Annotated in this window: 15 protein-coding genes and 2 rRNA genes; 4 read left to right on the forward strand and 13 right to left on the reverse strand. The window is 71.8% G+C overall.

The features are described 5' to 3' along the window. Positions 1-50: 50 nt before the first annotated feature. The 3 genes from OG455_RS12950 to OG455_RS12960 all read right to left on the reverse strand — a co-directional run bounded on the left by OG455_RS12950 (position 51) and on the right by OG455_RS12960 (position 5,635). On the reverse strand, positions 51-1,493 hold the full coding sequence (locus OG455_RS12950; RefSeq protein ID WP_266293249.1) for an aldehyde dehydrogenase family protein: 1,443 nt from the start codon (positions 1,491-1,493) through the stop codon (positions 51-53). 237 nt (positions 1,494-1,730) lie between these two features. Continuing rightward, entirely contained in the window at positions 1,731-3,377 is a 1,647-nt protein-coding gene (locus tag OG455_RS12955; RefSeq protein ID WP_266293250.1) for a PucR family transcriptional regulator, read from the reverse strand. A 176-nt stretch (positions 3,378-3,553) separates the two neighbouring features. Beyond that, positions 3,554-5,635: an ATP-binding protein gene (locus tag OG455_RS12960; RefSeq protein ID WP_266293251.1), complete on the reverse strand. Its 2,082-nt coding sequence runs from the start codon at positions 5,633-5,635 to the stop codon at positions 3,554-3,556. 304 nt (positions 5,636-5,939) lie between these two features. Between OG455_RS12960 and gabT the strand changes: the two genes are divergently transcribed. The 3 genes from gabT to OG455_RS12975 all read left to right on the forward strand — a co-directional run bounded on the left by gabT (position 5,940) and on the right by OG455_RS12975 (position 9,094). Then, complete coding sequence (gabT, locus tag OG455_RS12965) at positions 5,940-7,298, forward strand: 4-aminobutyrate--2-oxoglutarate transaminase (RefSeq protein ID WP_266293253.1); 1,359 nt, start codon at positions 5,940-5,942, stop codon at positions 7,296-7,298. Positions 7,299-7,761: 463 nt separating this feature from the next. Further along, on the forward strand, positions 7,762-8,400 hold the full coding sequence (locus OG455_RS12970; protein ID WP_266293255.1) for a phosphatase PAP2 family protein: 639 nt from the start codon (positions 7,762-7,764) through the stop codon (positions 8,398-8,400). A gap of 118 nt (positions 8,401-8,518) precedes the next feature. Continuing rightward, a complete protein-coding gene (locus tag OG455_RS12975; RefSeq protein ID WP_266293257.1) occupies positions 8,519-9,094 on the forward strand; it encodes a MarR family winged helix-turn-helix transcriptional regulator in 576 nt (191 codons plus the stop codon). On the opposite strand, the gene OG455_RS12980 is transcribed toward OG455_RS12975, so the two are convergent. Next, complete coding sequence (locus tag OG455_RS12980) at positions 9,051-10,064, reverse strand: EamA family transporter (protein ID WP_266300753.1); 1,014 nt, start codon at positions 10,062-10,064, stop codon at positions 9,051-9,053. The two genes, OG455_RS12975 and OG455_RS12980, sit on opposite strands and share 44 nt — an antisense overlap. A 133-nt stretch (positions 10,065-10,197) precedes the next feature. Between OG455_RS12980 and OG455_RS12985 the strand changes: the two genes are divergently transcribed. Further along, positions 10,198-11,229, forward strand: coding sequence for a LysR family transcriptional regulator (locus OG455_RS12985; protein WP_266293259.1), 1,032 nt, complete (start codon positions 10,198-10,200; stop codon positions 11,227-11,229). Here OG455_RS12985 and OG455_RS12990 read toward each other — a convergent pair. The 9 genes from OG455_RS12990 to OG455_RS13030 form a co-directional block, all read right to left on the reverse strand. Continuing rightward, a complete protein-coding gene (locus OG455_RS12990) occupies positions 11,198-11,971 on the reverse strand; it encodes a ZIP family metal transporter (protein ID WP_266293261.1) in 774 nt (257 codons plus the stop codon). The genes OG455_RS12985 and OG455_RS12990 overlap by 32 nt on opposite strands. 205 nt (positions 11,972-12,176) lie before the next feature. Continuing rightward, on the reverse strand, positions 12,177-13,916 hold the full coding sequence (locus tag OG455_RS12995; protein WP_266293263.1) for a restriction endonuclease: 1,740 nt from the start codon (positions 13,914-13,916) through the stop codon (positions 12,177-12,179). Between the two features lie 193 nt (positions 13,917-14,109). Further along, positions 14,110-15,966 carry a hypothetical protein gene (locus tag OG455_RS13000; RefSeq protein WP_266293265.1) on the reverse strand — a complete coding sequence of 619 codons (1,857 nt, stop codon included), beginning with the start codon at positions 15,964-15,966 and terminating at the stop codon, positions 14,110-14,112. Positions 15,967-16,173: 207 nt separating this feature from the next. Continuing rightward, positions 16,174-16,509 carry a cupin domain-containing protein gene (locus OG455_RS13005; protein ID WP_266293267.1) on the reverse strand — a complete coding sequence of 112 codons (336 nt, stop codon included), beginning with the start codon at positions 16,507-16,509 and terminating at the stop codon, positions 16,174-16,176. A gap of 148 nt (positions 16,510-16,657) precedes the next feature. Next, entirely contained in the window at positions 16,658-17,317 is a 660-nt protein-coding gene (locus OG455_RS13010) for a YigZ family protein (protein WP_266293269.1), read from the reverse strand. Positions 17,318-17,399: 82 nt separating this feature from the next. Next, entirely contained in the window at positions 17,400-18,701 is a 1,302-nt protein-coding gene (locus tag OG455_RS13015) for an aldolase/citrate lyase family protein (protein ID WP_266293271.1), read from the reverse strand. 91 nt (positions 18,702-18,792) lie between these two features. Further along, complete coding sequence (locus OG455_RS13020; RefSeq protein ID WP_266293273.1) at positions 18,793-20,526, reverse strand: DUF2637 domain-containing protein; 1,734 nt, start codon at positions 20,524-20,526, stop codon at positions 18,793-18,795. A 158-nt stretch (positions 20,527-20,684) separates the two neighbouring features. Further along, positions 20,685-20,801: ribosomal RNA gene (gene rrf / locus OG455_RS13025) — 5S ribosomal RNA — on the reverse strand. A gap of 86 nt (positions 20,802-20,887) precedes the next feature. Then, positions 20,888-24,007, reverse strand: a 23S ribosomal RNA gene (locus OG455_RS13030). Positions 24,008-24,149 lie beyond the last annotated feature (142 nt).

Raw genomic sequence — 24,149 nt, forward strand, 5'->3', positions numbered from 1 at the left:
CGAGGGAGTCCGGGGCCGCCGCCGTGCCGGGTCCGGGCCGGGCTCGGGCCTCAGAGGTCCAGGCCGGTGAGTACCAGCACCTTCTCGTAGGTGAAGTCGTCCATCGCGTACTTGACGCCCTCGCGGCCCACGCCGGAGTCCTTGACGCCGCCGTAGGGCATCTGGTCGGCGCGGTAGGACGGCGCGTCGCCGATGATCACACCGCCGACCTGCAGCTCGCGGTGGGCCCGGAAGGCGGTCTGCACGTCGTGCGTGAAGACGCCGGCCTGCAGGCCGAACTTCGAGTCGTTGACGGCGGCGAAGGCCTCGTCGGTGGAGTCGACCCGGTGCAGCGACAGGACCGGGCCGAAGACCTCGGCGGTGGCCAGGATCGCGTCACCGGGCAGTTCGGCCAGCACGGTCGGGGCATAGCCGGCACCCTCGCGGGTGCCGCCGATGAGCACCTTGGCGCCCTTGGCGACGGCGTCCGCCACCCACTCCTCGACACGCTTGGCAGCGTTCTCGTCCACCAGCGGGCCGACATCGGTGGCGTCCTCGGCCGGGTCACCGGTGACCTGGGCCGCGACCTTGACGAGCAGCTTCTCGACCAGCGCGTCGTACACCGCGGCGTCCGCGATCACCCGCTGCACCGAGATGCAGGACTGGCCGCCCTGGTAGTTGGCGAACATCGCGATCCGGGTGGCGGCCCACTCCAGGTCGGCCTCCGAGGACCAGTCGGCGAGCACCACGGCCGCGGCGTTGCCGCCGAGCTCCAGGGTGACGTGCTTGCGCGGCACCGAGTCCATGATCTGGTAGCCGACCTTGTCCGAACCGGTGAAGGAGATCACCGGGAGGCGGTCGTCCTGGACCAGCGCGGGCATCTTCTCGTTGGCCACCGGCAGCACGCTCCACGAGCCGGCCGGCAGCTCGGTCTCGGCCAGCAGCTCGCCGAGCAGCAGCGCGGAGAGCGGGGTGGCCGGGGCCGGCTTGAGGATGATCGGGGCGCCGACCGCGATCGCCGGGGCGACCTTGTGGGCCACCAGGTTGAGCGGGAAGTTGAACGGGGCGATGCCCAGCACCACGCCCTTGGGGAAGCGGCGCACCACCGCGAAACGGCCGGTGCCGCCCGGGTCGGTGTCCAGCCGCATGGTCTCGCCGTTGGTGCGGCGGGCCTCCTCGGCCGCCCAGCGGAAGACCGAGGCGGCCCGGCCGACCTCGCCGCGGGCCCACTTGATCGGCTTGCCGTTCTCGGCGGTGATCAGGCGGGCGATCTCCTCGGCGCGCTCGGTCAGCCGGCGGGCCACGTGGTCCAGCGCGGCGGCGCGCACGTGCGCGGGCGTGGCGGCGAAGGCCGGGAGGACGGCGACGGCGGCGTCGACCGCTTCGCTCACCTGGGCGTCGGTGGGCACGCTGACCGTGCCGACCAGGCTGTCGTCAAAGGGGTGGCGGACCTCGAAGCTGAGCTCGCCGGTCTCCTGGCGGCCGGCCAGCCAGAATGCGTGGGTCGTGGTCACGGTGGTACCGGCCCTCTCGTCGTCGGTGGCTTACCCCAGCAACGGTAGGGGCAGAGGCGTACGAAACGGATTGGCCAAGGTGGAGCGGTGGGCCGCACCGCGCCTGCCACATCGGCCACCCCGACTACCGAGGGGGCCGACCAACCGCCCCGGCCGGCTCGCAGGGGGGTCGGCTCACCCTGCGGCCACCTCAACTGCGGCCACCTCGCACTGCGGCCACCTCGCACTGCGGTCGGCTCACAGGGTGGCCGACTCCTCGCCGGAGCGCAGCGCCAGCCAGAGCTCCATCCGCACGTCGGTGTCGTCCAGCGAGCGACCGAGCAACTCCTCGACCCGGCGCATCCGGTAGCGCAGGGTGTGCCGGTGCACGCCCAGGTCGGCGGCCGCCGCGTCCCACTGACCGTGCCGGGAGAGCCAGGCCCGCAGGGAGGCCACCAGGTCGCCGCGGGCGGTGCGGTCGTGGTCGCGCAGCGGACGCAGCAGTCCCTCGGCGAAGGCCGCCACCGCGTCCTCACCGAGCAGCGGCAGCAGCGAGCCCGCGCCGACCTCCTCGTGGCCCACCGAGCGGCGCCCGCCGCGCAGTGCCACCGCCAGCGCCCGCTCGGCCTGCGCGTAGGCGCCGCCGGCCTCCTCCACCGGGGCCGGGGCCGAGACACCGAGCGCCAGGCCCTCGCGCTCCTCGACCGCGCCGAGGCAGGCCCGGTGCACCGCACCGCCGTCCACCGCGAGCAGCACCAGCCGCTCGGGGTGCGTGACGCCGTCCTTGCCGTCCTTGCCGTCCTTGCCGGCCTGCTCGCGGGCCACCAGCAGCTTCTCGCCGGCCCGGCCGCCGGCCTGCTCGGCGCGCTCAGCCAGCTCGGTCAGGTCGTGCACCGGGGCCTCGGCCTCGTCCTTTCCCTTCTCCTTCTCCCTCTCGGTGCCCGGCGCGACGCCCGCCACCAGCACCCGTATGGTGCCCTCGGGCAGGCCGCCGAAGAGCCCGGTGGCCACCTGCCGGGCGGTCGGCACCTGCCCGGCCAGCACCAGCCGCAGCAGCGCCGCACCCATCCGCTCCTCGGCGTAGCGCAGCTCGCGCGATCGCTCCAGGGTCAGGGTGAGCAGGGCGACCGCGGCGTTCAGCACGTAGCGCTCGGTCGGGGTGATCCGGTCCTCGGTGCCCACCGCGAGGAAGCCGCGGGCCCGGCGGTCGGCACCCAGCGACTGGACCACCACGAAGTCCTCGTCGGCGGTGTCGAAGCCCGGCGCCCGGCCCTGCAGCGCGGCGCTGGCCGGGGCCGGACGCCGGCGCAGCCGGTCCACCTCGGCGGCCAGCCGCGCGGCCCGGCGCGCGGCCCAGTCCGGGGCCACCACGGAGAGCGCGCCCGAACTGTCGTAGAGCGCGGCCCACCCACCGAGGCGGGCCGCCAGCCGGCGCACCACCGCGGCCGTGCCGTTCTGGCCCAGCGCCGCCCGGGTCAGCTCCTCCTGGGCCTCGAAACTGGTGGTCACCGCCTCGTACTGCTCTGCCGCCAGCGCCGCCGAGACGGCCTTGCTGATCGCGATGAACGGGGTCGGCTCCGGCACCCGCAGCAGCGGCAGCCCGCGCTGGGCGGCCGCGTCGACCAGCGGCTGCGGGACCTCGGTGTGCGAGAGGCCGACACCCAGCCCCAGGCCCACCACGCCGGCGTCAGCCAGCCGGTGCACGTAGGACTGCAGGCTCTTGGTACTGGTGCCCAGCTTGATCCCGGTGGTGAGCAGCAGCTCGCCGCCTTCGAGGAAGGGCGTGGGGTCGTCCAGCTCACTGGTGTGCACCCAGCGGACCGGGCGCTCCAGGTGGTCCGCTCCAGCGAGGACCGTCAGATGGAGCGAGGAGTTGCGCACGACGGAAGCGAGTGTGGGGGGCATGGCACCTTCGGTGGGACGACCTGGCAGCCACGTTGCGGCCGGGCGGCGGGGGTGAGGGTTCGCCTCTCATTATGGACGCTGCGGACAAGCCGTGACGCCTAATCCACCGTCCCGTAGGTAACCGAATGACGATCGAACGCCGACGGACAGTCAGGCCGCCGCCGGCCAACGGCCGGTCAGGCGCGCAGGTCCACCAGGAGCGGCGGCACCTGCTCCCCGCCCACCGCGGTCAGCGAGACGACGGCGTGCCCGCCCGGCAGCGCGTGCGCCAGGTCCGAGGGCGACCAGCGCTCGCGCTCCACCTCCCGGGTGGTCACGCTCTCGGTCTGGGCCGTCGTCCCCGAGAGCGCCTTGCGGGCCAGCCGTCCGGCCTTGCGCAGCATCCCGCCCGAGGTGTCCGGGGCGAGGGTCACCGCACGCTCACGCACCAGCACCGTGCCCCAGGCCTCGGAGAAGAGCTTGCCGTCCCAGGGCGCGATCCCCGGGAAGGCCATCCGGCAGCCCACCGCACCGAACAGCGGCACCCGCAGCGCCTCCGGCAGATCCACCAGGCTGCGCAGCAGCAGCACCGCCCCCGCGTTCGCCCCCGGCAGGCGGCGCAGCCCCTGCACCGTCCCCGCGTCCAGCGCCGCCGAGGCGTCGTCCACCACCAGGCCGGCGAAGAGCGAGCGGTCCTCCCGGGCCACCGCGGCCTGCAGGAACTGCCCCACCACCAGGCGCGACAGGATCCGGGCCGCCTCCGGGTGCCCGCGCTCGGGCAGCTTCACCCGCACCCGCAGCGGGTGCTCCAGCGCCCGCATCGCGAATGCCGGCTTGGCACCGGGCCCCGTCGGCTCGAAGCACCCGGCGAAGGCCGGCCGATCCAGCAGCGCCAGCCGGTCGGCCAGCAGCACCCCCGGGTCGTCCGCCCGCCCCTGCCGGGCGCGCCGGTGCTGCACGTCCGGCTCGTGCAGCGCCAGCAGTTCCCTGGCCGCCAGCTCCGCGACCAGCCGGTCCCAGCTCTCCTCCTCGCCGACGAGCAGCGCCCGCAGCTCCCGCACCCCCGGGTAGCGCCCGTAGCCCGCGTGGAACGGCCCGACCACCTGCTGCAGCGCCGTCCGCGCACTCTGCGCCCGCGCGGACAACTCGTCCGGCAGCAGCGCGTCGGCCAGCCGGGCCGCCGCCGCGTCCTGGTCACTGGCCGCCCCGTACAGGTCCAGCCCGTACGCCGAGCCCGGGTCCCCCGGCGCGATCACCACGTCGTACCCCGCGTCCGGTCCCAACTCGGCCTCGGCCGCCCCCACCACCACCACGCACGCCGTCCGCGCCAGCGCCTGCAGGCAGAGCGCCTCCGCCACCGGCCGCGCCAGCCGCGCCGTCTTCCCCGTCCCCGCCGGCCCCACCGCCAGCAGCGAGGTCGCCAGCACCTCCCGGTCCAGCGCGAACCCGGCCCCCCGGTGCGCCGCCGAATTCTTCGGCACGTCCTGCGCCGTCCCCAGCCGCACCTGCCCCACCAGCAGATCGTGCTCCGCCACCCGCGCCGGCAGATCCCGCGCCTCCGACGGATGCGCACACGCCGCCGCCCCCCGCACCGCCACCTGCTCCCCGAACGCCCCGACCAACCCCGGCTCGGCGAGCACTTCCCGCCAGACGCGGTGGATGCGCACGTAATCGACATCGCTGACGCGGCCGGCCCAGGTGTCCTCCTCGACCATCGCCAACGCCTTCCCGAGCCCACCCTGCCGCAACTCGGCCCAGGGATCGACGACGGATGGCGGGGTGGTGGCACTGGCCGGGGCATCGCCCTTCGGGCGGTCTTCGGTCACCGCCTTGGAGAGCAGCGGAAGGACATTGCGGCGGAACCCCACTGGAGAGAGGAAGCGCCGGAAGACCTCCAACCAGCGGCCCATGCGGCCGAAGAGGAGGATGAAGAGGAAGAGCAGCAGCAGATTGATCAGCGACTCAACCACATTGAACTGATCCGGGGAGAGGGCGCGGAACCACCCGAGATAGCCGACGGTGTACATCACGGCAGGCGTGCCGTAACGGTAGGCGATCAGGCCGACCACCACATTGGCGGCGGCTCGCAGCAGGAGCGGACCGGCCGGCCGCGGCGGCTCCCCCGCCTCGGTGAGGTCCAACCGCTCATAGCCGTACCGATAGATACCCACCTGGGCCGGCGGGCGCGGCTCCGCCACCCAACCGGCGAGGCTGGTCGGCGGCGCCTGGCGCGTCGACTGACGCGGCACCGGGCTCGGCTCCAGGACCGTGCCTGCCACGGGCACCAGCTCCGTCCGCCCGCCCTGTCCGCCGTCCAGTCCCATCGCGGCCCCGCTCCCTTGCCCGACCTGCCCGGCTGAGTGTTACCCATGCCGCCCCGCGGGCGACACCCCGCGCTCAATGTAGTGGAGGGGCCGGCCGGAGCCGGGTACGTTCGCCAGGAGGGCGACGGTGGCCGGGAGGGACAAGTCGGACGGCCCAGTGCGCCCCACTGGCGCATGCCGGGGCCGGTGTGGCGGTCGTAGCCTGCGAGGAACCGAGAAGAACGTGTCAGAACAAGCCGAGCCGACTGGAGATACCCCTATGAGCGCCGCAGCGCAGCTCCCGCAGGAGCGCCGCCTGGTCACCGCGATCCCCGGCCCGAAGTCGCAGGAGCTGCAGGCCCGCAAGCTGAGCGCGGTGGCGGCGGGCGTCGGGACGACCCTGCCCGTGTACGTGTCGCGCGCCGGCGGCGGCGTGCTGGAGGACGTGGACGGGAACAGCCTCATCGACTTCGGCTCCGGCATCGCCGTGACCAACGTGGGCAACAGCGCCGAGGCCGTGGTCTCCCGGGCGAGCGAGCAGCTGGCCGCGTTCACCCACACCTGCTTCATGGTGACCCCGTACGAGGGCTACGTCGCCGTCGCCGAGCAGCTCAACGACCTCACCCCGGGCGACCACGAGAAGCGCACCGCGCTGTTCAACTCGGGCGCCGAGGCTGTGGAGAACGCGGTCAAGATCGCTCGTGCCTACACCAAGCGCACCGCCGTCGTGGTCTTCGACCACGGCTACCACGGCCGCACCAACCTGACCATGGGCCTGACCGCGAAGAACATGCCCTACAAGCAGGGCTTCGGTCCGTTCGCGCCGGAGATCTACCGGGTGCCGGTGGCCTACCCGTACCGCTGGCTGACCGGTGCGGAGAACTGCGCCGCCGAGGCGGCCGCGCAGGCGATCGACCTGATCAACAAGCAGATCGGCGCCGAGAACGTGGCGGCGATCATCATCGAGCCGATCCAGGGCGAGGGCGGCTTCATCGAGCCGGCCAAGGGCTTCATGCCGGCCATCGTGGAGTACGCGAAGGCCAACGGGATCGTCTTCGTCGCGGACGAGATCCAGACCGGCTTCTGCCGGACCGGCCAGTGGTTCGCCTGTGAGGACGAGGGCATCGTCCCGGACCTGATCACCACCGCCAAGGGCATCGCCGGCGGTCTGCCGCTGGCCGCCGTGACCGGCCGCGCCGAGATCATGGACGCCGCGCACGCGGGCGGCCTGGGCGGCACCTACGGCGGCAACCCGGTGGCCTGCGCGGCCGCGCTGGGCTCGATCGAGACCATGCGGACGCTGGACCTGAACGCGAAGGCGCAGCGGATCGGCGAGGTCATGCTGGGCCGCCTGCGGACGATGCAGGAGAAGTTCGACGTGATCGGCGAGGTGCGCGGGCGCGGTGCCATGATCGCCATCGAGCTGGTCAAGCCGGGCTCCAAGGAGCCGAACCCGGAGTTCACCGCCGCCGTGGCGAAGGCGTGCCACACCGAGGGTCTGGTGGTGCTGACCGCCGGCACCTACGGCAACGTGCTGCGCTTCCTGCCGCCGCTGGTGATCCCCGAGCACCTGCTGACCGAGGGCCTGGACATCATCGAGGGCGCCTTCACGCTGCAGGGTGCCACCGCTGGCGTCTGAGCCGGAGGCGACCGAACGGTCGCCGTCGACCCTCCCGTCGCCGTCCGATCTCTCCCGTCGCCGTCGACCCTCCCGTCGCCGTCCGATCCTCTCTGTGCGCCCGGTCCGCTCCAGGACCGGGCGCACAGACGATCGGGCAGGCGTGGAGGTTGCCCTGCCAGCGGTGAAGATGCTGTGCGAACCCGGCCAGGGTCGGCCCGCTGGGAATCGGCTTGACGTAGTGTCATGACAGATGGACAGCGAGCCTCATCCAGCGGTCGGCCAGCCGACCCGCGAGGACAACCAGGCGCCCTCATCGGCGCCGCCACAGGACCGATCGACCGGCCGTCCGGCCCACACCCCCCGGGGCGCGCGGAGCGGCGATCACCCCAGCCGCCCCGGGGCACTCCCCCCCGCTCCGGGGCGGCTCCTCGCCGTCCCGGCACACCCGCTGGCCCGCGCGCGCGACAGCCTGCTGACGCCGTTGCCGCTCGTCCTGGCGCTGGCCCTGGTCTCCTGGCAGGTCGGGGTCACGGGGCCGCTGCTCGGCCTGGACCGCTGGGTGCGCCACTGGGTCGGAGAGGTGCGGGACGCACTGCACAGCGGCCTGCTGGACTGGCTCGGCCACCTCCTCTCCGACCTCGGCAGCACGGTGCCGGCGATCCCGGTGCTGCTGGGCGCGGGGGCACTGGCCGCCTGGCGCTCCCGGCGGGCCGGGCTGCGGCGCTGGTGGCTGCCGCTGCTGGTGGCTCCACTCGCGGCGCTGCTGATCCCGCTGCTGGTGGTGCCCGCCAAGGACTACTTCGCCCGTCCCGGGCCGCTCGGGCAGCCGCTCGCCCCTGGCTCCTGGGGCTGGTACCCGTCCGGGCACACCACCACCGCCTGCGTCAGCTACGGGGTCGGGGCGCTGCTGCTCGGCCGCACCTGGCCGCTCGCCGCCCGGCGGCGTCTCTACGCGGTGACCGGGCTGCTCGGCCTCGCGGTGGGGCTCGGGCTGATCTGGTCGGTCTACCACTGGTTCCTGGACGTGCTGGCCGGGTGGTGCCTCGCCGCCCTGGTGCTCTGGGCGCTGGCCCGGTGGCTGCCGCGCGAGGACGTCCGGGACGACGCGAGGACGGGCTGAACCGGGCCCCGGCCCGGAGCGCCTCAGCGAGATACTGAGCCTGGCTCACCGTGTGGCTGGCTCGCTACCCGCGCCGGGCGCTACCCTGGGCCCACTTCCCGCGCCGAGGAGCCCCCGCATGACCAGTTCGCCCACCGGATCCGTCACCACCGGCACCTCGGCTGCGGACGTCTCGGCCTCAGGCAGCTCCGCCCCGGACGACGGCTCCCAGGACAGCCCCTCAGCGGACAACCCGTCCCCGGACGGTGCCGCCGAGCTGGCCGACGAGCTGACCCGGGCGATGAAGCGGATCCGGCACCGCACCATGGACCGGCTCGAGCCCTACGGCCTGACCCCCGGCCAGGGCCGCGCCCTGCGGGTGCTCGCCCACGCCGCGCGCTGCGAGACCCCCGGTCGCGCGATGCGGCTGAGCGAGCTCGCCGACCGGCTGAACGTGGCCCCGCGCTCGGCCACCACGGTGGTGGACGCACTGGAGCAGGCCGCCCTGGTCGAGCGGGTGCCCGACCCGGTGGACCGGCGCTCGGTGGGCCTGGTGCTGACCGCCGCCGGGCGGGCGGCGGTGGAGCGGGTCGCGCGGGTCCGCCAGGAGGTCGCCGAGGACTACTTCCGGGACGCCGACCCGGCGGACGTCGTGGTGATGCTGCGCGTGCTCAGGGCCGCGGAAGCGGCGCAGCGGCCGCCGGCACCGGCCTGACCGGAAGCGGCTCAGCCGTGGCCTGCACCGCGCCAGGCGCCTGCGGCGCTGCGGCCGGCACCGCCGCACCGTCCCGGCGCGTGCGCCGTCCCAGGTGGGCGGCCAACCGCGCCGGTGCCCCGGGCCGCAGCGCGCTGAGCCCGATCCCGGCGATCACCAGCAGCGCCGCGCCACCGGCCATCGGGGTGATCGCCTCACCCAGCAGCAGCCAGGCCGAGGTCATCCCGAAGAGCGGGACCAGCAACGAGTACGGCGCCACCGCGCTCGCGTCGTAGCTGCGCAGCAGGAAGCCCCAGGCGCCGAAGCCGAAGAGGGTGGAGAGCAGGCCCACGAAGCAGACCGCGCCCACGCCCACCGGCGTGATCGAGACCATCGCGCGCAGGTCGGCGTGCGGCCCCTCGACCAGCAGCGAGAGGGCGAGCAGCGGCAGCGGCGGCACCGCGCTCACCCAGACCATCCAGCGCAGCAGGTCGGGCGGCGCGGCCTTGCGGGTCAGCACGTTGGACAGCCCCCAGAACACGCCCGCCGCGATGACCAGGGCGAAGGCCTTGACCGGCCCGCCCGCGCCGCTGTCCACGGCGGCCAGTGCGATGCCGGCACCCGCGATCGCCAGTCCGGCGATCCGCTGCCGGGCCGGGCGCTCGCGGAGCAGGCCGGCCGCGAAGCCCGCGGTGAAGACCGCCTGGCTCTGCAGCACCAGCGAGGAGAGCCCGGCCGGCATTCCGGCGTGCATGCCGAGGAAGAGCGTGCCGAACTTCAGCACCCCGAGCACGAGACCCACCGCCAGGACCCACCGCCAGGCCACCCGCGGCGGCCCGACGAAGAAGACCGCGGGCAGCGCCACCACGGTGAACCGCAGTGCGCAGAAGAGCAGCGGCGGGAAGTCCTTCAGGCCGACGTCGATCACCACGAAGTTCACCCCCCAGACGGCGGCGACCAGCACGGCCAGGGCGATGTGACGGGGGCTCATGGCGCCGGCGGCACCGGCGCGACGGGGTGTGGCGGACATGTCCCGAGGATGCGCCACCCACACTCTTCAGCACCAGCGAAGAATACTGAAGCGAACTCTTCATCTCTGCTAATCAGTGGCCCATAATCGGACCATGCTTGATCTCGGACGGCTGCGCGCCCTGCACGCGGTCGCGGTGCACGGCTCGGTCGGCAAGGCCGCGGCCTCGCTCGGCTTCACCTCCTCGGCCATCTCCCAGCAGATCTCCAAGCTGGAGCGCGAGACCCGCACCGTGCTGCTGGAGCGCCAGGGCCGCGGTGTGGTGCTGACCGACGCGGCCCAGGAACTGGCAGCCACCGCGCAGCGGGTGCTCGCGCTGGTCGAGCAGGCCGAGGTGACCCTGGAGCACCAGCGCGGCCAGGCGGTCGGCCAGCTGCGGGTGGCCGCCTTCGCCACCGGTGCGCGCGGGCTGCTCCCCGGCGCGCTGGCCGAACTGACCAGGACCTGCCCGGAGCTGGAGGTCCGGGTGCTGGAGACCGACCCCTACCTGGCCACCGAGCTGGTGGCGCGCGGCGAGGTGGACCTGGCCCTGGTGCAGGACTGGCCCTCCGTCCCGCTGCCGGTCCCCGAGGGCCTCTCCCGGCAGAGCCTGGGCCTGGACCCGGTCGACCTGGTGCTGCGCGCGGAGCACCCGCTCGCCGCGCTCACCGTGGTGCCGGTGGCCGACCTGTCCGGGCAGCGCTGGACCAGCGTGCCGCCGGGCAACATCTGCCACGACTGGCTGGTGCGCACCATGCGTGAGGTCGGCGAGGAGCCCGACGTGCTCTACCAGGTCGGCGAGTTCGAGACCCAGATCGCGCTGATCGCTGCGGGCCTCGGGGTCGGCCTGGTCCCCCGGCTCGGGCGCGGCCCGCTGCCGGCCGGCGTGGTCGCCCGCCCGGTGCTGCCGGAGCCGACCCGCCGGGTCTTCACCCTCTGGCGCACCCAGGCCTCGCGCCGCCCCGCGATCACCGCCGCCCTGGACGCGCTGCGCCGCCACTGGCCGATCCGCCACGCCGCGGACGAACCGGACCGGAGCGCTGCCGCACCCGACCGGACGGCGCACGAGCCCGACCGAGCCGGTGCGGCGGACGGACGGCGCCCCGGCCCGGCCCTCAGCCGGCCAGGCCGATCACCAGCCACATGAAGCCGACCCCGATCAGCGTGCAGAGCAGCGTCGAGCGCGAGGGGTGCGGGCTGTGGGCCTCGGGCAGGATGTCGGAGGTCGCCAGGTAGAGCAGGAACCCGGCGAAGAAGCCCAGGTAGAGGCCGAGCACATGCTCCGGGATGGTGAAGGCCAGGGTGATCGCCGCCCCGGTGACCGGGGCCAGCGCGTCCGCGAACAGCAGGGTCAGCGCCCGGCGCCGGTTGTTCCCGTACAGCCGGGTGACCGTGTAGGTGTTGAACCCGTCCGCGAAGTCGTGGGCCACCACCGCGATCGCGACCACGGTGCCGACCGTGCCGCCGGCCTGGAAGGCGGCACCGATCGCGAAGCCGTCCATCAGGCTGTGCCCCACCAGCGCCCCGGCCGCGGTCAGCCCGATGCCCTCGGACCTGGCCTTCCCGTGGCCGTGCGGGTGCGCGTGGCCGTGCGCGTGGGTGTGCGGCCCGTACTCGCCCTCGTGCGCCCGGTGGATCGCCACCGACCGCTCGACGCAATGGATGGCCAGGAATCCGGCGGCGAACATCAGCAGCGCCCGCGGCACCCCGTACAGCTCCTCAGGCGCCTCGGTGAGCGCCTCCGGCAGCAGGTCGAAGGCGACCACACCGAGCATCAGCCCGGCCGCGAAGCCGAGCACCAGATGCCGCCGGTCCCCCGTGCGCTGGGCGACGTAGCCGCCGATCAGCGTCATGAGGAAGGCCCCGGCGGCGACGAGTACGGCGGTCATCCCATTCCTCCCGCCCGCCTGGGCCGTGCGCCTTTCCCGCCCAGCCTGGTCCGGGGCCCAGCACCGCGCCCGCCGGGTCCGCCGCCTGGGTGAGCGGGTGAGCGGGTGACCGCCGGGCTTTCGCCCCGCCCGCCCCGCCCGCGCCGCCCGCCACGACGCCGGTGGCCGTGGCCGTGGCGGCGGGTGCGCCAGGTCCTGTCCGGACCTAAACCGTTCCGGTCGCCAGCGGCAGCCCGAGGTGGGTCTCGGCCAGTGCGCGGAAGCCCTCGCCGTCGGCGAGGTGGATCTGCCGGTACTCGGCGGTGTCGGTCAGGTCGAGCGCCTCCTCGGTGAAGCCGCCGGTGCTGAGCCAGAGTCCGTGGCCGGCCGACTCCTCGGCGACCGCCTCCGCCAGCGTGCGCACCTCGGTGGCGCCGACCTGCCCGGGGCGGCGCGAGGCGCAGACCACCCAGCGCCCGGGCAGCGCGCTGCCCGGGGCACCGGTGCCGGTGGCGACCAGGCCGGAATGGCCGCGCAGCCGCACGCTCCAGTCGCGCAGGCCGCCCCTGGTGAGCACCTCGCGGACCAGCACCGCGAACTCGCCCGGCGACAGGTCGGCCACCGCCGGCACCGCCGCACCCGCCGTGGCGCACGGGCGCACCTCGGCCCTGGCGTACGGGTCCGGGCTCACCGCCGCGCCCAGCCCACGCAGTCGCACCAGCGCCTCGTCCTGCTCGGCGGCCGCGTAGACCCCGGGGTCGGCCTCCTCCTCGTCCGGTGCGACCGGCTCCACCAGCCGGGTGCGGGCCAGCGCGTCGCGGTCGGCGTCCACGGTGAGCAGGCAGGTCGCTTCGGGCTCGCGCAGCCAGCCGTTGAGCACCACCCCGGCCAGCATGCCGTCGGTGTCCACCGCGTCGGCGGCCTGCAGGGCGCGCAGGGCCAGCCTGGCGACCAGGCGCAGATAGTCGGCGGCGCGGTCGGCGGGCGGGCGCGGCACCGGGCTGATCTCGCCCTCGGCGGTCAACCGGTAACCGTCCAGCGAGGGGACCAGGCCGAGCGGGGGCAGGTCGAGGTCGAGCACGGCGGTGCGGGTGAGCGGCCGGAACACGGCCCGGCAGGCGGCGGGCAACTCGGGGGTGGCCGCCTCGGCGGCGGCCAGGGCGCGCTCCAGCAGCGACTCGACCGCGGCCGGCTCGCCCTCCCGGTAGGCGCGACGGCACTCCTCCAGGCTGTCGTTGTACTCCCGCACCGCGCGCGCCCTGCCCTGCTCGGCCTCCTCGTGGGCGAGCCGGGCGGCCGCCTCGGCCGGGTCCGCGGCGACGGCCCGCTCGGTCCGCCATTGGCGCAGCGCGCGCTGGTGGGCCAGCCGGGCCTGCGCCAGCTCGCGCTGGTAGCCGGAGTCCAGCAGGCGGCTGGACCCGTTCGAGCCCGGCTCCTGGACCGCCGAGGCGGCCGGCTCGAAGTCCGTCCAGCGCGGCTCGCGGGTGCCCGCTCCCGCTGACGGGCCCTCGGGGTAAGGGCGCGGCTCGTAGTTGCGCCGCTGGCTCTCGAAGTCCATCGCGCTGACCGGCAGCGCGAGCCGGGCCAGCAACCCGGCCAGCCGCTGCTGCTCGGCGCGGACGGTGGCCGTCCGGTGGTGCGTCAGCTCCGCGGCACGGCCGAGCGCGGCCACGGCGGGATCATGGCCATCGGGCTCCGCACCGGCCTCGCCGGCCTGGTGGCCGTCGGTGTCGGGTTCGGTGTCGGCGTCGGTGTCGGCGGAGCTGTGGGGGCCGCCGTCCGGCCAATCGATCCGGGACGGGCCGGCCGCGCTCGCGCCGGCGGGCTGGAACGCGGTCGGCGTCACCTGGTCGGGGCCATCGGTCGAACCGCCGAACGTCGAACCGCCGAACACCGAGGCCAGAAAGCCGGCCCGGCGGCCGAAGGCACCCTCGACCGCCGATTGACGCTTGGTCGAATCCTGCATCGGCGGTCCGCCCCCATGCTCGTCCGGCGCTTCTTCGGTGGCCGGGCACTGCGCTGGCCGGGCATGCGCGCGATGGCGGTATACCCCCCGAGAGCATTGTCCACCGTACGGGGGGTCGGTGGTGGACGTGTGGCCTTTCGGTCTCGATGGATTGACGGGTGGTCAGCCGCGCGCGGCGGCAGCCGATCAGGGGTCAGTTGGTCATGGTGTTGGTGAGGTGCATGCCGATGTAGCCGACGTAGATCCGCCCGCTGCCCGAGCAGTCGTCCAGGTAGTGCAGCCGGGGGGCGGTGCGGCCGCCGCCGATCCGCAGGTGGGCGCCCATGAAGGCACGGCCGCTCGGGTCCACCGAGGCCGGCACGGCGAACATCCGCTCCCGGCGCATCTTGCTGTGACTGCAGACCGTCCGGGACTCGTTGCGCACCGCCTTGCGCGGCGGGAAATGGCTGCCACCGACCGGCGCGTGCTCGCACCACTGCTTGAAATCCCCGCCGGCCGCGCCGTGCACGGCGACGGTGGCGTACTCCTGCAGGGCCGTCAGACCGTCCCAGGTGAGCCGGACCCAGTTGCCACCGATCGTGTGCGCGTCCAGTGCGAGGGTCTCCTTCTCGTCACCGGTGAAGCTCAGCAGCGGGAACTCACCGATCCGGTCGAGCAGTTCGGTGAAGCTGCCCGGGTCGCCCGGGGCCCGGTCGAGCGGCGCGGCCGGACCGGGCGAGCTCTCCCCCGGCAGGCAGAGCCGGCTGTTGAGCGCCCTCAGCTGGGCACTGACCCGGCGCAGCGCGGTGCCCTGCAGCTCGTTCTCGGCGCGCAGATGGCGCTCACGCCGGTGCGAGCGGTGCAAGCGGTGCCGGATCCGCTGCAGCTCGTCCGCACCCACCTGCTGGGCCTGCGTCAACTCGCCGACCAGCTCGGCCAGGCCCGCGCCGGTCCCGGCACAGGCGCCGGACCCCGGGGGCTCGGCGGGCCGCACCCGCAGCACCGGCACCCGGGCGAGCGGCTCGGGCAGCGGCGCGAGGTCGGCCAGTCGGCGCGGCTCGCGCGCCAGCAGCGCGGCCGCCCGCCGGGGCTCGCCCTCGATCCGGTGCCGAGGCAGCACCAGGTGCCGCTGGGCGTCGCGCCGGGAGGCCGGATCCACCTCGGGCAGGTAGGTGCGGACGGCGCCGCCGTAGACGGTGTGGAACTCGAGAGCGGTGTTGAAGACGACCCGGGCACCGGGATCGAGCACGTAGCTGACGGCCAGACCGGCCACCTTGTGCAGCAGCGGGGCCAGCGGCTCGGCTGCCCAGGCACGCGGATCCAGGTCGGCGGGCACGCTCGCGATCAGGACCGGTAGCCGGCGGGCCGGGTCGCAGAGCTCGTCGATGACGGTGTCGACCTCGGCGGCAGTGATGATCCGGGGCAGCGGACGGACCTCCGCCGTCCCGTCCAGCGCGTCGATCAGCGGCAGCAGGCGGTGGACCAGCTCGGGGACGGGGACGGCACTGGGGGTCCGCAGGCCCGGAGCGGTGGCCAGTTGCTCGGCCTCCAGGCGGATCCAGGTGGGACCGCCGCGCTCGGTGGCCACGGTGAGGGTCAACTGGTGGGTGCCGTGCGGCGCGGGTGTGCGCAGGCGGCGGCGGGTGTAGCGGCCGGGCGGGGCGCCCGGGGACCGGACGGGTAGCGGGCCGTCGTCCCGGTCGAGCAGGACCCGGTCGCCCAGCCGGTGGCGGACGGCGGCGGGAGCGGGCGCGGGCGGCAGTTCGTGGAACGGCGGTTCGTGGAACGGCGGGTCATGGAGCGGGTCGGCGGGCGGCGGTGGCCCGGCGGCCGGACCGGGCGGGATCACGGGCCCGGGGTCGGGTGGCGGCTCGGGCACGGGCGGTGGCTCGGCGTGCCCCTCCTCCTTGAGCCAGGCGCCCAGACACTGGTCCGCCAACGCGACCGCGTCGGCGTGGGACTGACGGGTGGTCACCGTCATCCGGTAGGGCGTGGCACGGCCCGGCTGGGGGGAGCCGGAACGGGGGTCGGCTGCGGCTGCCTCGGGCGGCGCGGTGCGGTCGATGCTCATGGGTGGTGCCTCCGTGGTGCGAGGTGGGGTCTGACGGTCCTCCATCGATGGGGTGATGTCTGGCCTCCGGTCGGCGGGGGCCGACCAAGTCCTTGCCGGAAGAACGCGGCGGCCCGGAGCTGGAGTTCCAGATCCGGGCCGTGTTAATTCGTTCGAGTGTCGATTGGCATTCGCTTGACGTGCCGCGCGCGACGTGGTGTATAGCCCTCAGGCGTTGCTGAGCCGGGCCGCCAGGCGGTGCCCGAGCCCGGCGGCCACCGCCGCCGCCACGGCCGGCGCCTGGGCCGGGATGGCCAGCGGGCCATCCTCCGCCACCTGGTAGTTGGCCAGGATCACCACGGGCTCGGTGCCGTGGTTGCAGCCGATGTGCACCTGCTGCGGCAGCTCGGTCAGGAACTGCCCGGGCCGGGTGATCTCGACCCTTCCGTCCTCCAGCACCCGGGTCAGCTCCCCGGAGAGCAGGACGGCTTGCACGAGGGCCGGGTGGTAGTGCCAACCGGTGTTCGCGCCCGGGGCGAGGCTGATGGTACGGATCACGGCCATCTCGGAATCTGCTCCTGTGACTCGACGGTCATCTCAGGCTACTGACCGTGAGCCGCGCGAGAGGCCGATTCCCTGGGCTTTGGCCGAAAGAATATGCGACTGAGTCGGTTGTCCGGTCTGCGGTGCCGGACAGGGCGGCCCGTCCCGCTCAGGGCGCGTCCGACCAGGGCGTCTCCGCGTGGAAGTGCCCTGCGGCAACCGCCGTCGCGCTACCGCCACTGGCCTCGGCGAGCCAGGCGTGGAACGCCGCGAGAGCGTCCTCGGGCACCCCCACCTCGATCCGCACACCGGCCGCCTCGTAGTGCAGCCCGCGCACCGAGTGACCGGCCGCCCGCAACTCGTTCTCCAGCCGCCCGGCCCTGCTGTGGTCGGCCGCGACCACCAGCAGCGCGACCCGGTGCCGCTGCGCCAGCCCGACCTCGTCCAGCGCCGCCGAGACCGCGCCCCCGTACGCGCGGACCAGGCCACCGGCTCCCAGCAGCACCCCGCCGAAGTAGCGCGTCACCACGGCGACCGTGTCGGTGACGCCGCGCCGGCGCAGTACCTCGAGCATCGGCACCCCCGCCGTGCCACCGGGCTCGCCGTCGTCGTTGGAGCGTTCGCGGCGCTGCTCCGCACCGACCACGAAGGCCGTGCAGTTGTGCCGGGCGTCCCAGTACTGCTTCCTGATCCGCGCGATGAACTCCTGCGCCGCCTCCTCGTCACCGACCCGCGCGAGGTGGCAGATGAAGCGTGAACGCTTCACCTCGATTTCGTGGCTGCCGTCCGCGCGGATGGTCAGCGTGGGCTTGGCGGCGGGCTGGGGCATGGGGTGGCAGTTCTCCAGGTGGTCGGCGGACGGACGGGGGCGGTCCGGCCAGCCTATCCACCGAGCACCCGGTGGCAGCGGGTCAGCGGCCGCTGAGCTCGTCCAGCCGCTCGCGGTCCAGGCCGGTCAGCTCGGTGACCTCGGCCAGGTCGACCGCGCCGCAGTCCAGCCCGCGCAGCAGGTATCCGCTCAGCGCCTTGGCGGTGGCGGGCTCGTCCATCACGTCGCCGCCGGCCTTGGCCACGTAGGCGGCCAGCCGGGACGCGGCGGCGGCCAGGCCCTCGCGGTAGAACGCGTAGACAGCCGCGTAGCGGGTCGGCAGGTGCGCGGGGTGCATGTCCCACCCCTGGTAGTAGGCGCGGGCCAACGAGCGCCGGACCAGCCCGTGGTGCAGGTTCCAGGCGGCGAAGACCTGCTCGCGCGGACCGGTCGGGATGACGTTGGTCGAGCCGTCCGAGAGCCGCACGCCGGTACCGGCGGCGGCCACCTGCATCACGGCCTTGGCGTGGTCGGCCACCGGGTGGTCCATGCTCTGGTAGGCGGCGCTCACTCCGCAGGAGGCGCTGTAGTCGAAGGTCCCGTAGTGCAGGCCGGTGGCCCGGCCCTCGGCCGCCTCGATCAGCAGCGCCACGGTGGCCCGGCCGTCGGCGCCCAGGATCGCCTGGGTGGTCTCGATCTGGATCTCGAAGCCGATCCGCCCGGCGCGCAGGCCGGCCCGCCGCTCGAAGTCCTCCAGCAGCCGGACCAGCGCGGTGACCTGCGCCGGGTAGGTGACCTTGGGCAGCGTCAGCACCAGGCCGGCGGGAAGCTCGCGGCCGCCCTCCAGCAGGGTGGCGAGGAACAGCTCCAGGGTGCGGATGCCGCGGTCGCGGACCGCCGCCTCCATGCACTTGATCCGGATGCCGATGTACGGCGGGGCGCTACCCTCGGCCACGGCGGCGGCGACCAGGCGGGCCGCGCGGATCGCCTCGGCGTCCTCCTCGGCGTCCGGGCGCGGGCCGTAGCCATCCTCGAAGTCGATCCGCAGGTCCTCGATCGGCTCGCGCCGGAGCTTGGCCCGGACCCGGGCGTGCACCTCGGTGATCAGCTCGTCGGCGGGCACGCCGAGCGCCTCGGCCAGCTCCGCCGGGGTGGCGGCGTGGGTGTCCAGCGCCGCCAGCGCCTGCCGCCCCCAGTCCGCCACGGTGCCGGCGGCGAAGGCGTCGGCCGGGACGTAGACGGTGTGGACGGGCTGCCGGCTGCCGGACTCCCCCGGGTAGTAGCGGGCCAGCTCGGCGTCGACCGGACCGAGCAGCTCGGCCACGGCGGCGCGCGCGGAGGCCGAGAACGTCAGGCTCCGCGCCGCTCCATCGGCTGCGCCGCCACCCACCTGGACCTGCGACATCCGGGTTCCTCCACACTGACTCATTCAACAATTTGTTGATGTGAAGGTAACCGCGCTGCCGCCGGGCGTCAATGGCGGCCCAGCCGGCGGACTACTCGCGCCCGAGGGTCGCGTAGCGGTCCCGCAGCTTCGGCCAGATCCGGCGGATCTCGCTCTCGCTCGCCGGAACGCCCGGTTGCTTGCCGCTGACGCCGTACTGGGTGAAGAGGAAGACGGCCAGCCCCTCCTCGTCGGGGTCGCGGCCGAACGCGTCCTGAAAGGCGACCAGCGCGTCGAAGGCCAGATCCACCGTCAGCGGCAGGTTCTCGGAGACGTCCTGCCGGTCCGGGGCCGCCGACTCGGCAGCCGGCCGGTTGGGCACCGGAACCCTCGGCACGAAGACGTTGTCCGCAGCGGGCTGCGGGACGGCGGCGGGCGCCGGGCCCTCCTCCACCGGTGACTCCACCGGAACGCGCTCCGACACGGGTGCTGACGGAGCCTCAGCCTGCGTGGGGGCCAGTGGAGCGGGCTCGGCGACGGGTCCGGGCCGCGGCGACTGGACCTGGACCGCGGCCGGGCCCTCCGCACGCTGCCGAGCCGCACGCATCTGCTGCGGCTGCGGCTGCGGCTGCGGCTGCGGCTGCGGCGGCGGCTGCGGCTGGGAACTCGCCGGGCGCGGCGCCTTGAACCACGGCGACGGCTGGCCAACGGGGCGCGCGTCGTCTGCGGCAACCTCGGCCTGCGGCTGGCCCGTCCGCTCCTGGACCGGCGGTTGCTGCAGCAACGACTGTTGGGCCAAAGGCTGTTGGGCCGAGGGCCGTTGGAACACCGACTGTTGGACGGCCGACTGTTGGACGGCCGGCGGCTGGGCACCGGCCGGCGGCACCACCGAGGACTGCCGCACGGCGGACTGCTCAGCGACTCCCTGGTCACCGGCCCCGGCGCGGATGTCACGCAGCGCCGTGATCGAACGCGCCGGTCGCGCCGGAGTCTCGACCGGCTCCATCACCGCCGCCTCGTGCTGCTGGTCCTGGCCACCCTGCCCATCACGCCAGCGCGCGGCGGCCAGCTTGGCGAGAGCGGGCACCGCCACCGCCGCTGACACGGTCGGTCCCTCGGGCGCCCCGTGATCGGCCCCCGCTTCGGTCGGCAGTGCCTCCGGCACCGCGGGCGGATCGATCCGGTCGAGCAGGGTCACGTCCAGCGGCACCCCGTACTTGGCCAGCTTGAGCGGCAGCAGCGCCTGGATCGGCGCCGCCCGCCGCCATCCGCGCCCGTACCGGAAGCGCAGTTGCGCGCGGTAGACCAGCCGGTTCTGCTCCAGCCGGACCACCTCGTCGTAGGAGCGGAGCTCCCAGAGCTTCATCCGCCGCCACAGCCGGAAGGTCGGCACCGGGGACAGGAGCCAGCGCATCATTCGCACGGACTCCATGTGCCGGTCCACCGAGATCGCCGCGATCCGTCCGACCGCGTGCCGCGAGGCCTCGACGACCACGACGAAGAGCACGGGAATGACGGCGTGCATGCCCATACCCAGCGGGTCACCCCAGGAGGCCGCGGCGTTGAAGGCGATGGTGGCGACGGTGAGCACCCAGGCCGTCTGCCGGAGCAGCGGGAACGGTATGCGGAGCCAGGTCAGCACCAGGTCCAGCGCGAGCAGGACGACGATGCCGGCGTCCACGCCGATCGGAAAGGCGTAGGAGAAGTTACCGAAGCCCTTGTGCAGCGCCAACTCACGCACTGCCGAGTACGATCCCGCGAAGCCGATCCCGGAGATCAGGCAGGCGCCGACCGCTACCAAGCCAAGCAGCGCCCGGTGCGCACGGGTAAGGGATGGACGTGCCATTCGTTGATCAACCCCTGGGTCAGGACTCGGGTCATCGGATCCTACTCGGACACCTGTTCAGCCTCACGGCCTCCCCCTGCCACCCGCGGGCCGATCCAACGGCGGGCAAACGCGAAGAAGCCCCCAGCCGAAAGGCTGAGGGCTTCTCCTGAATGATTGTTCGGCGGCGTCCTACTCTCCCACAGGGTCCCCCCTGCAGTACCATCGGCGCTGTAAGGCTTAGCTTCCGGGTTCGGAATGTAACCGGGCGTTTCCCTCACGCTATGACCACCGAAACACTATGAAACTATCGGCCGCACCACACCCGTGACCAACGGTGTGGGGTCGTTGTTTCAGAACAACACAGTGGACGCGAGCAACTGAGGACAAGCCCTCGGCCTATTAGTACCGGTCAGCTCCACCCATTACTGGGCTTCCACATCCGGCCTATCAACCCAGTCGTCTACTGGGAGCCTTACCCTCTCAAGGAGGTGGGAGTGCTCATCTCGAAGCAGGCTTCCCGCTTAGATGCTTTCAGCGGTTATCCCTCCCGAACGTAGCCAACCAGCCATGCCCTTGGCAGGACAACTGGCACACCAGAGGTTCGTCCGTCCCGGTCCTCTCGTACTAGGGACAGCCCTTCTCAACACTCCTACGCGCACAGCGGATAGGGACCGAACTGTCTCACGACGTTCTAAACCCAGCTCGCGTACCGCTTTAATGGGCGAACAGCCCAACCCTTGGGACCTACTCCAGCCCCAGGATGCGACGAGCCGACATCGAGGTGCCAAACCATCCCGTCGATATGGACTCTTGGGGAAGATCAGCCTGTTATCCCCGGGGTACCTTTTATCCGTTGAGCGACGGCGCTTCCACAAGCCACCGCCGGATCACTAGTCCCTGCTTTCGCACCTGCTCGACCCGTCGGTCTCACAGTCAAGCTCCCTTGTGCACTTACACTCAACACCTGATTGCCAACCAGGCTGAGGGAACCTTTGGGCGCCTCCGTTACTCTTTAGGAGGCAACCGCCCCAGTTAAACTACCCACCAGACACTGTCCCTGATCCGGATCACGGACCCAGGTTAGACATCCAGCACGACCAGAGTGGTATTTCAACGTCGACTCCACGACAACTGGCGTTGCCGCTTCAAAGTCTCCCACCTATCCTACACAAGCCGAACCGAACACCAATATCAAGCTATAGTAAAGGTCCCGGGGTCTTTCCGTCCTGCTGCGCGAAACGAGCATCTTTACTCGTAATGCAATTTCACCGGGCCTATGGTTGAGACAGTCGAGAAGTCGTTACGCCATTCGTGCAGGTCGGAACTTACCCGACAAGGAATTTCGCTACCTTAGGATGGTTATAGTTACCACCGCCGTTTACTGGCGCTTAAGTTCTCAGCTTCGCCCCACCGAAGTGGAGCTAACCGGTCCCCTTAACGTTCCAGCACCGGGCAGGCGTCAGTCCGTATACATCGCCTTACGGCTTCGCACGGACCTGTGTTTTTAGTAAACAGTCGCTTCTCGCTGGTCTCTGCGGCCACACCCAGCTCAGAGAGCAAGTCTCCTCACCAGACATGGCCCCCCTTCTCCCGAAGTTACGGGGGCATTTTGCCGAGTTCCTTAACCATAGTTCACCCGAACGCCTCGGTATTCTCTACCTGACCACCTGAGTCGGTTTGGGGTACGGGCCGCCATGAAACTCGCTAGAGGCTTTTCTCGACAGCATAGGATCATCCACTTCACCACAATCGGCTCGGCATCAGGTCTCAGCCTCAATGAGTGGCGGATTTGCCTACCACTCGGCCTACACCCTTACCCCGGGACTACCACCGCCCGGGCTGGACTACCTTCCTGCGTCACCCCATCGCTCACCTACTACCCTGTTGGATCAGCGGCTCCACCACGTCCCTTCGTCCGAAGACTCCAGGCCGGCTTCACGGCTTTAGCATCCAGAGGTTCGACGTTGGCGCTTCAAAGCGGGTACGGGAATATCAACCCGTTGTCCATCGACTACGCCTGTCGGCCTCGCCTTAGGTCCCGACTTACCCTGGGCAGATCAGCTTGACCCAGGAACCCTTGGTCAATCGGCGCAAGAGTTTCCCACTCTTGTATCGCTACTCATGCCTGCATTCTCACTCGTATCCCGTCCACGACTCGATTCCTCGGCCGCTTCACCCGGAACACGACGCTCCCCTACCCATCCACAGCGTCGTTGGACGTATTCTGTGAATGACACGACTTCGGTGGTGTGCTTGAGCCCCGCTACATTGTCGGCGCGGAATCACTTGACCAGTGAGCTATTACGCACTCTTTCAAGGGTGGCTGCTTCTAAGCCAACCTCCTGGTTGTCTCTGCGACTCCACATCCTTTCCCACTTAGCACACGCTTAGGGACCTTAGTCGGTGTTCTGGGCTGTTTCCCTCTCGACCATGGAGCTTATCCCCCACAGTCTCACTGCCACGCTCTCACTTACCGGCATTCGGAGTTTGGCTAAGGTCAGTAACCCGGTGAGGCCCATCGCCTATCCAGTGCTCTACCTCCGGCAAGAAACACGTGACGCTGCACCTAAATGCATTTCGGGGAGAACCAGCTATCACGGAGTTTGATTGGCCTTTCACCCCTAACCACAGGTCATCCCCCAGGTTTTCAACCCTGGTGGGTTCGGTCCTCCACGCGGTCTTACCCGCGCTTCAACCTGCCCATGGCTAGATCACTCCGCTTCGGGTCTTGGGCATGCAACTCAAACGCCCTATTCGGACTCGCTTTCGCTACGGCTACCCCACACGGGTTAACCTCGCTACACACCGCAAACTCGCAGGCTCATTCTTCAAAAGGCACGCAGTCACGGCCCGTGTCCGAAGACACGAACGACGCTCCCACGGCTTGTAGGCACACGGTTTCAGGTACTATTTCACTCCGCTCCCGCGGTACTTTTCACCATTCCCTCACGGTACTATCCGCTATCGGTCACCAGGGAATATTTAGGCTTAGCGGGTGGTCCCGCCAGATTCACACGGAATTTCTCGGGCTCCGTGCTACTTGGGAAAAGCTCAAGTGAGCCGCACAGATTTCGTCTACGGGGGTCTTACCCTCTACGCCGGACCTTTCGCATGTCCTTCGACTATCCATACGGTTTCTGACTCACCCAGCCGCCGGCAGACGACTGAAGAACTCTCCCACGACCCCGAAGTGGCAACCCCTGCCGGGTCTCACACCACTACGGTTTAGCCTCATCCGGTTTCGCTCGCCACTACTCCCGGAATCACGGTTGTTTTCTCTTCCTGCGGGTACTGAGATGTTTCACTTCCCCGCGTTCCCTCCACATACCCTATGTGTTCAGGTATGGGTGACAGCCCATGACGACTGCCGGGTTTCCCCATTCGGACACCCCCGGATCAAAGCTCGGTTGACAGCTCCCCGGGGCCTATCGCGGCCTCCCACGTCCTTCATCGGTTCCTGGTGCCAAGGCATCCACCGTGCGCCCTTAAAAACTTGGCCACAGATGCTCGCGTCCACTGTGCAGTTCTCAAACAACGACCAGACACCCACCCACACAACCCCTCACACGAGGAACTGTGTCCGTGGGACCGGCACTGAGGTGACGACCAAACGGCCGTTCCCTCAGGACCCAACAACGTGC

This window comes from Kitasatospora sp. NBC_01287 (assembly GCF_026340565.1).
Classification (GTDB): domain Bacteria; phylum Actinomycetota; class Actinomycetes; order Streptomycetales; family Streptomycetaceae; genus Kitasatospora.

What these genes read in the sequence shown, in the direction of transcription:
- OG455_RS12955 (WP_266293250.1), bottom strand. Translation starts at nt 3,377, where the DNA reads ATGCCCCCCACACTCGCTTCCGTCGTGCGCAACTCCTCGCTCCATCTG.
- gabT (WP_266293253.1), top strand. Translation starts at nt 5,940, where the DNA reads ATGAGCGCCGCAGCGCAGCTCCCGCAGGAGCGCCGCCTGGTCACCGCG.
- OG455_RS12975 (WP_266293257.1), top strand. Translation starts at nt 8,519, where the DNA reads ATGACCAGTTCGCCCACCGGATCCGTCACCACCGGCACCTCGGCTGCG.
- OG455_RS12980 (WP_266300753.1), bottom strand. Translation starts at nt 10,064, where the DNA reads ATGAGCCCCCGTCACATCGCCCTGGCCGTGCTGGTCGCCGCCGTCTGG.
- OG455_RS12985 (WP_266293259.1), top strand. Translation starts at nt 10,198, where the DNA reads ATGCTTGATCTCGGACGGCTGCGCGCCCTGCACGCGGTCGCGGTGCAC.
- OG455_RS12990 (WP_266293261.1), bottom strand. Translation starts at nt 11,971, where the DNA reads ATGACCGCCGTACTCGTCGCCGCCGGGGCCTTCCTCATGACGCTGATC.
- OG455_RS12995 (WP_266293263.1), bottom strand. Translation starts at nt 13,916, where the DNA reads ATGCAGGATTCGACCAAGCGTCAATCGGCGGTCGAGGGTGCCTTCGGC.
- OG455_RS13000 (WP_266293265.1), bottom strand. Translation starts at nt 15,966, where the DNA reads ATGAGCATCGACCGCACCGCGCCGCCCGAGGCAGCCGCAGCCGACCCC.
- OG455_RS13005 (WP_266293267.1), bottom strand. Translation starts at nt 16,509, where the DNA reads ATGGCCGTGATCCGTACCATCAGCCTCGCCCCGGGCGCGAACACCGGT.
- OG455_RS13010 (WP_266293269.1), bottom strand. Translation starts at nt 17,317, where the DNA reads ATGCCCCAGCCCGCCGCCAAGCCCACGCTGACCATCCGCGCGGACGGC.
- OG455_RS13015 (WP_266293271.1), bottom strand. Translation starts at nt 18,701, where the DNA reads ATGTCGCAGGTCCAGGTGGGTGGCGGCGCAGCCGATGGAGCGGCGCGG.
- OG455_RS13020 (WP_266293273.1), bottom strand. Translation starts at nt 20,526, where the DNA reads ATGGCACGTCCATCCCTTACCCGTGCGCACCGGGCGCTGCTTGGCTTG.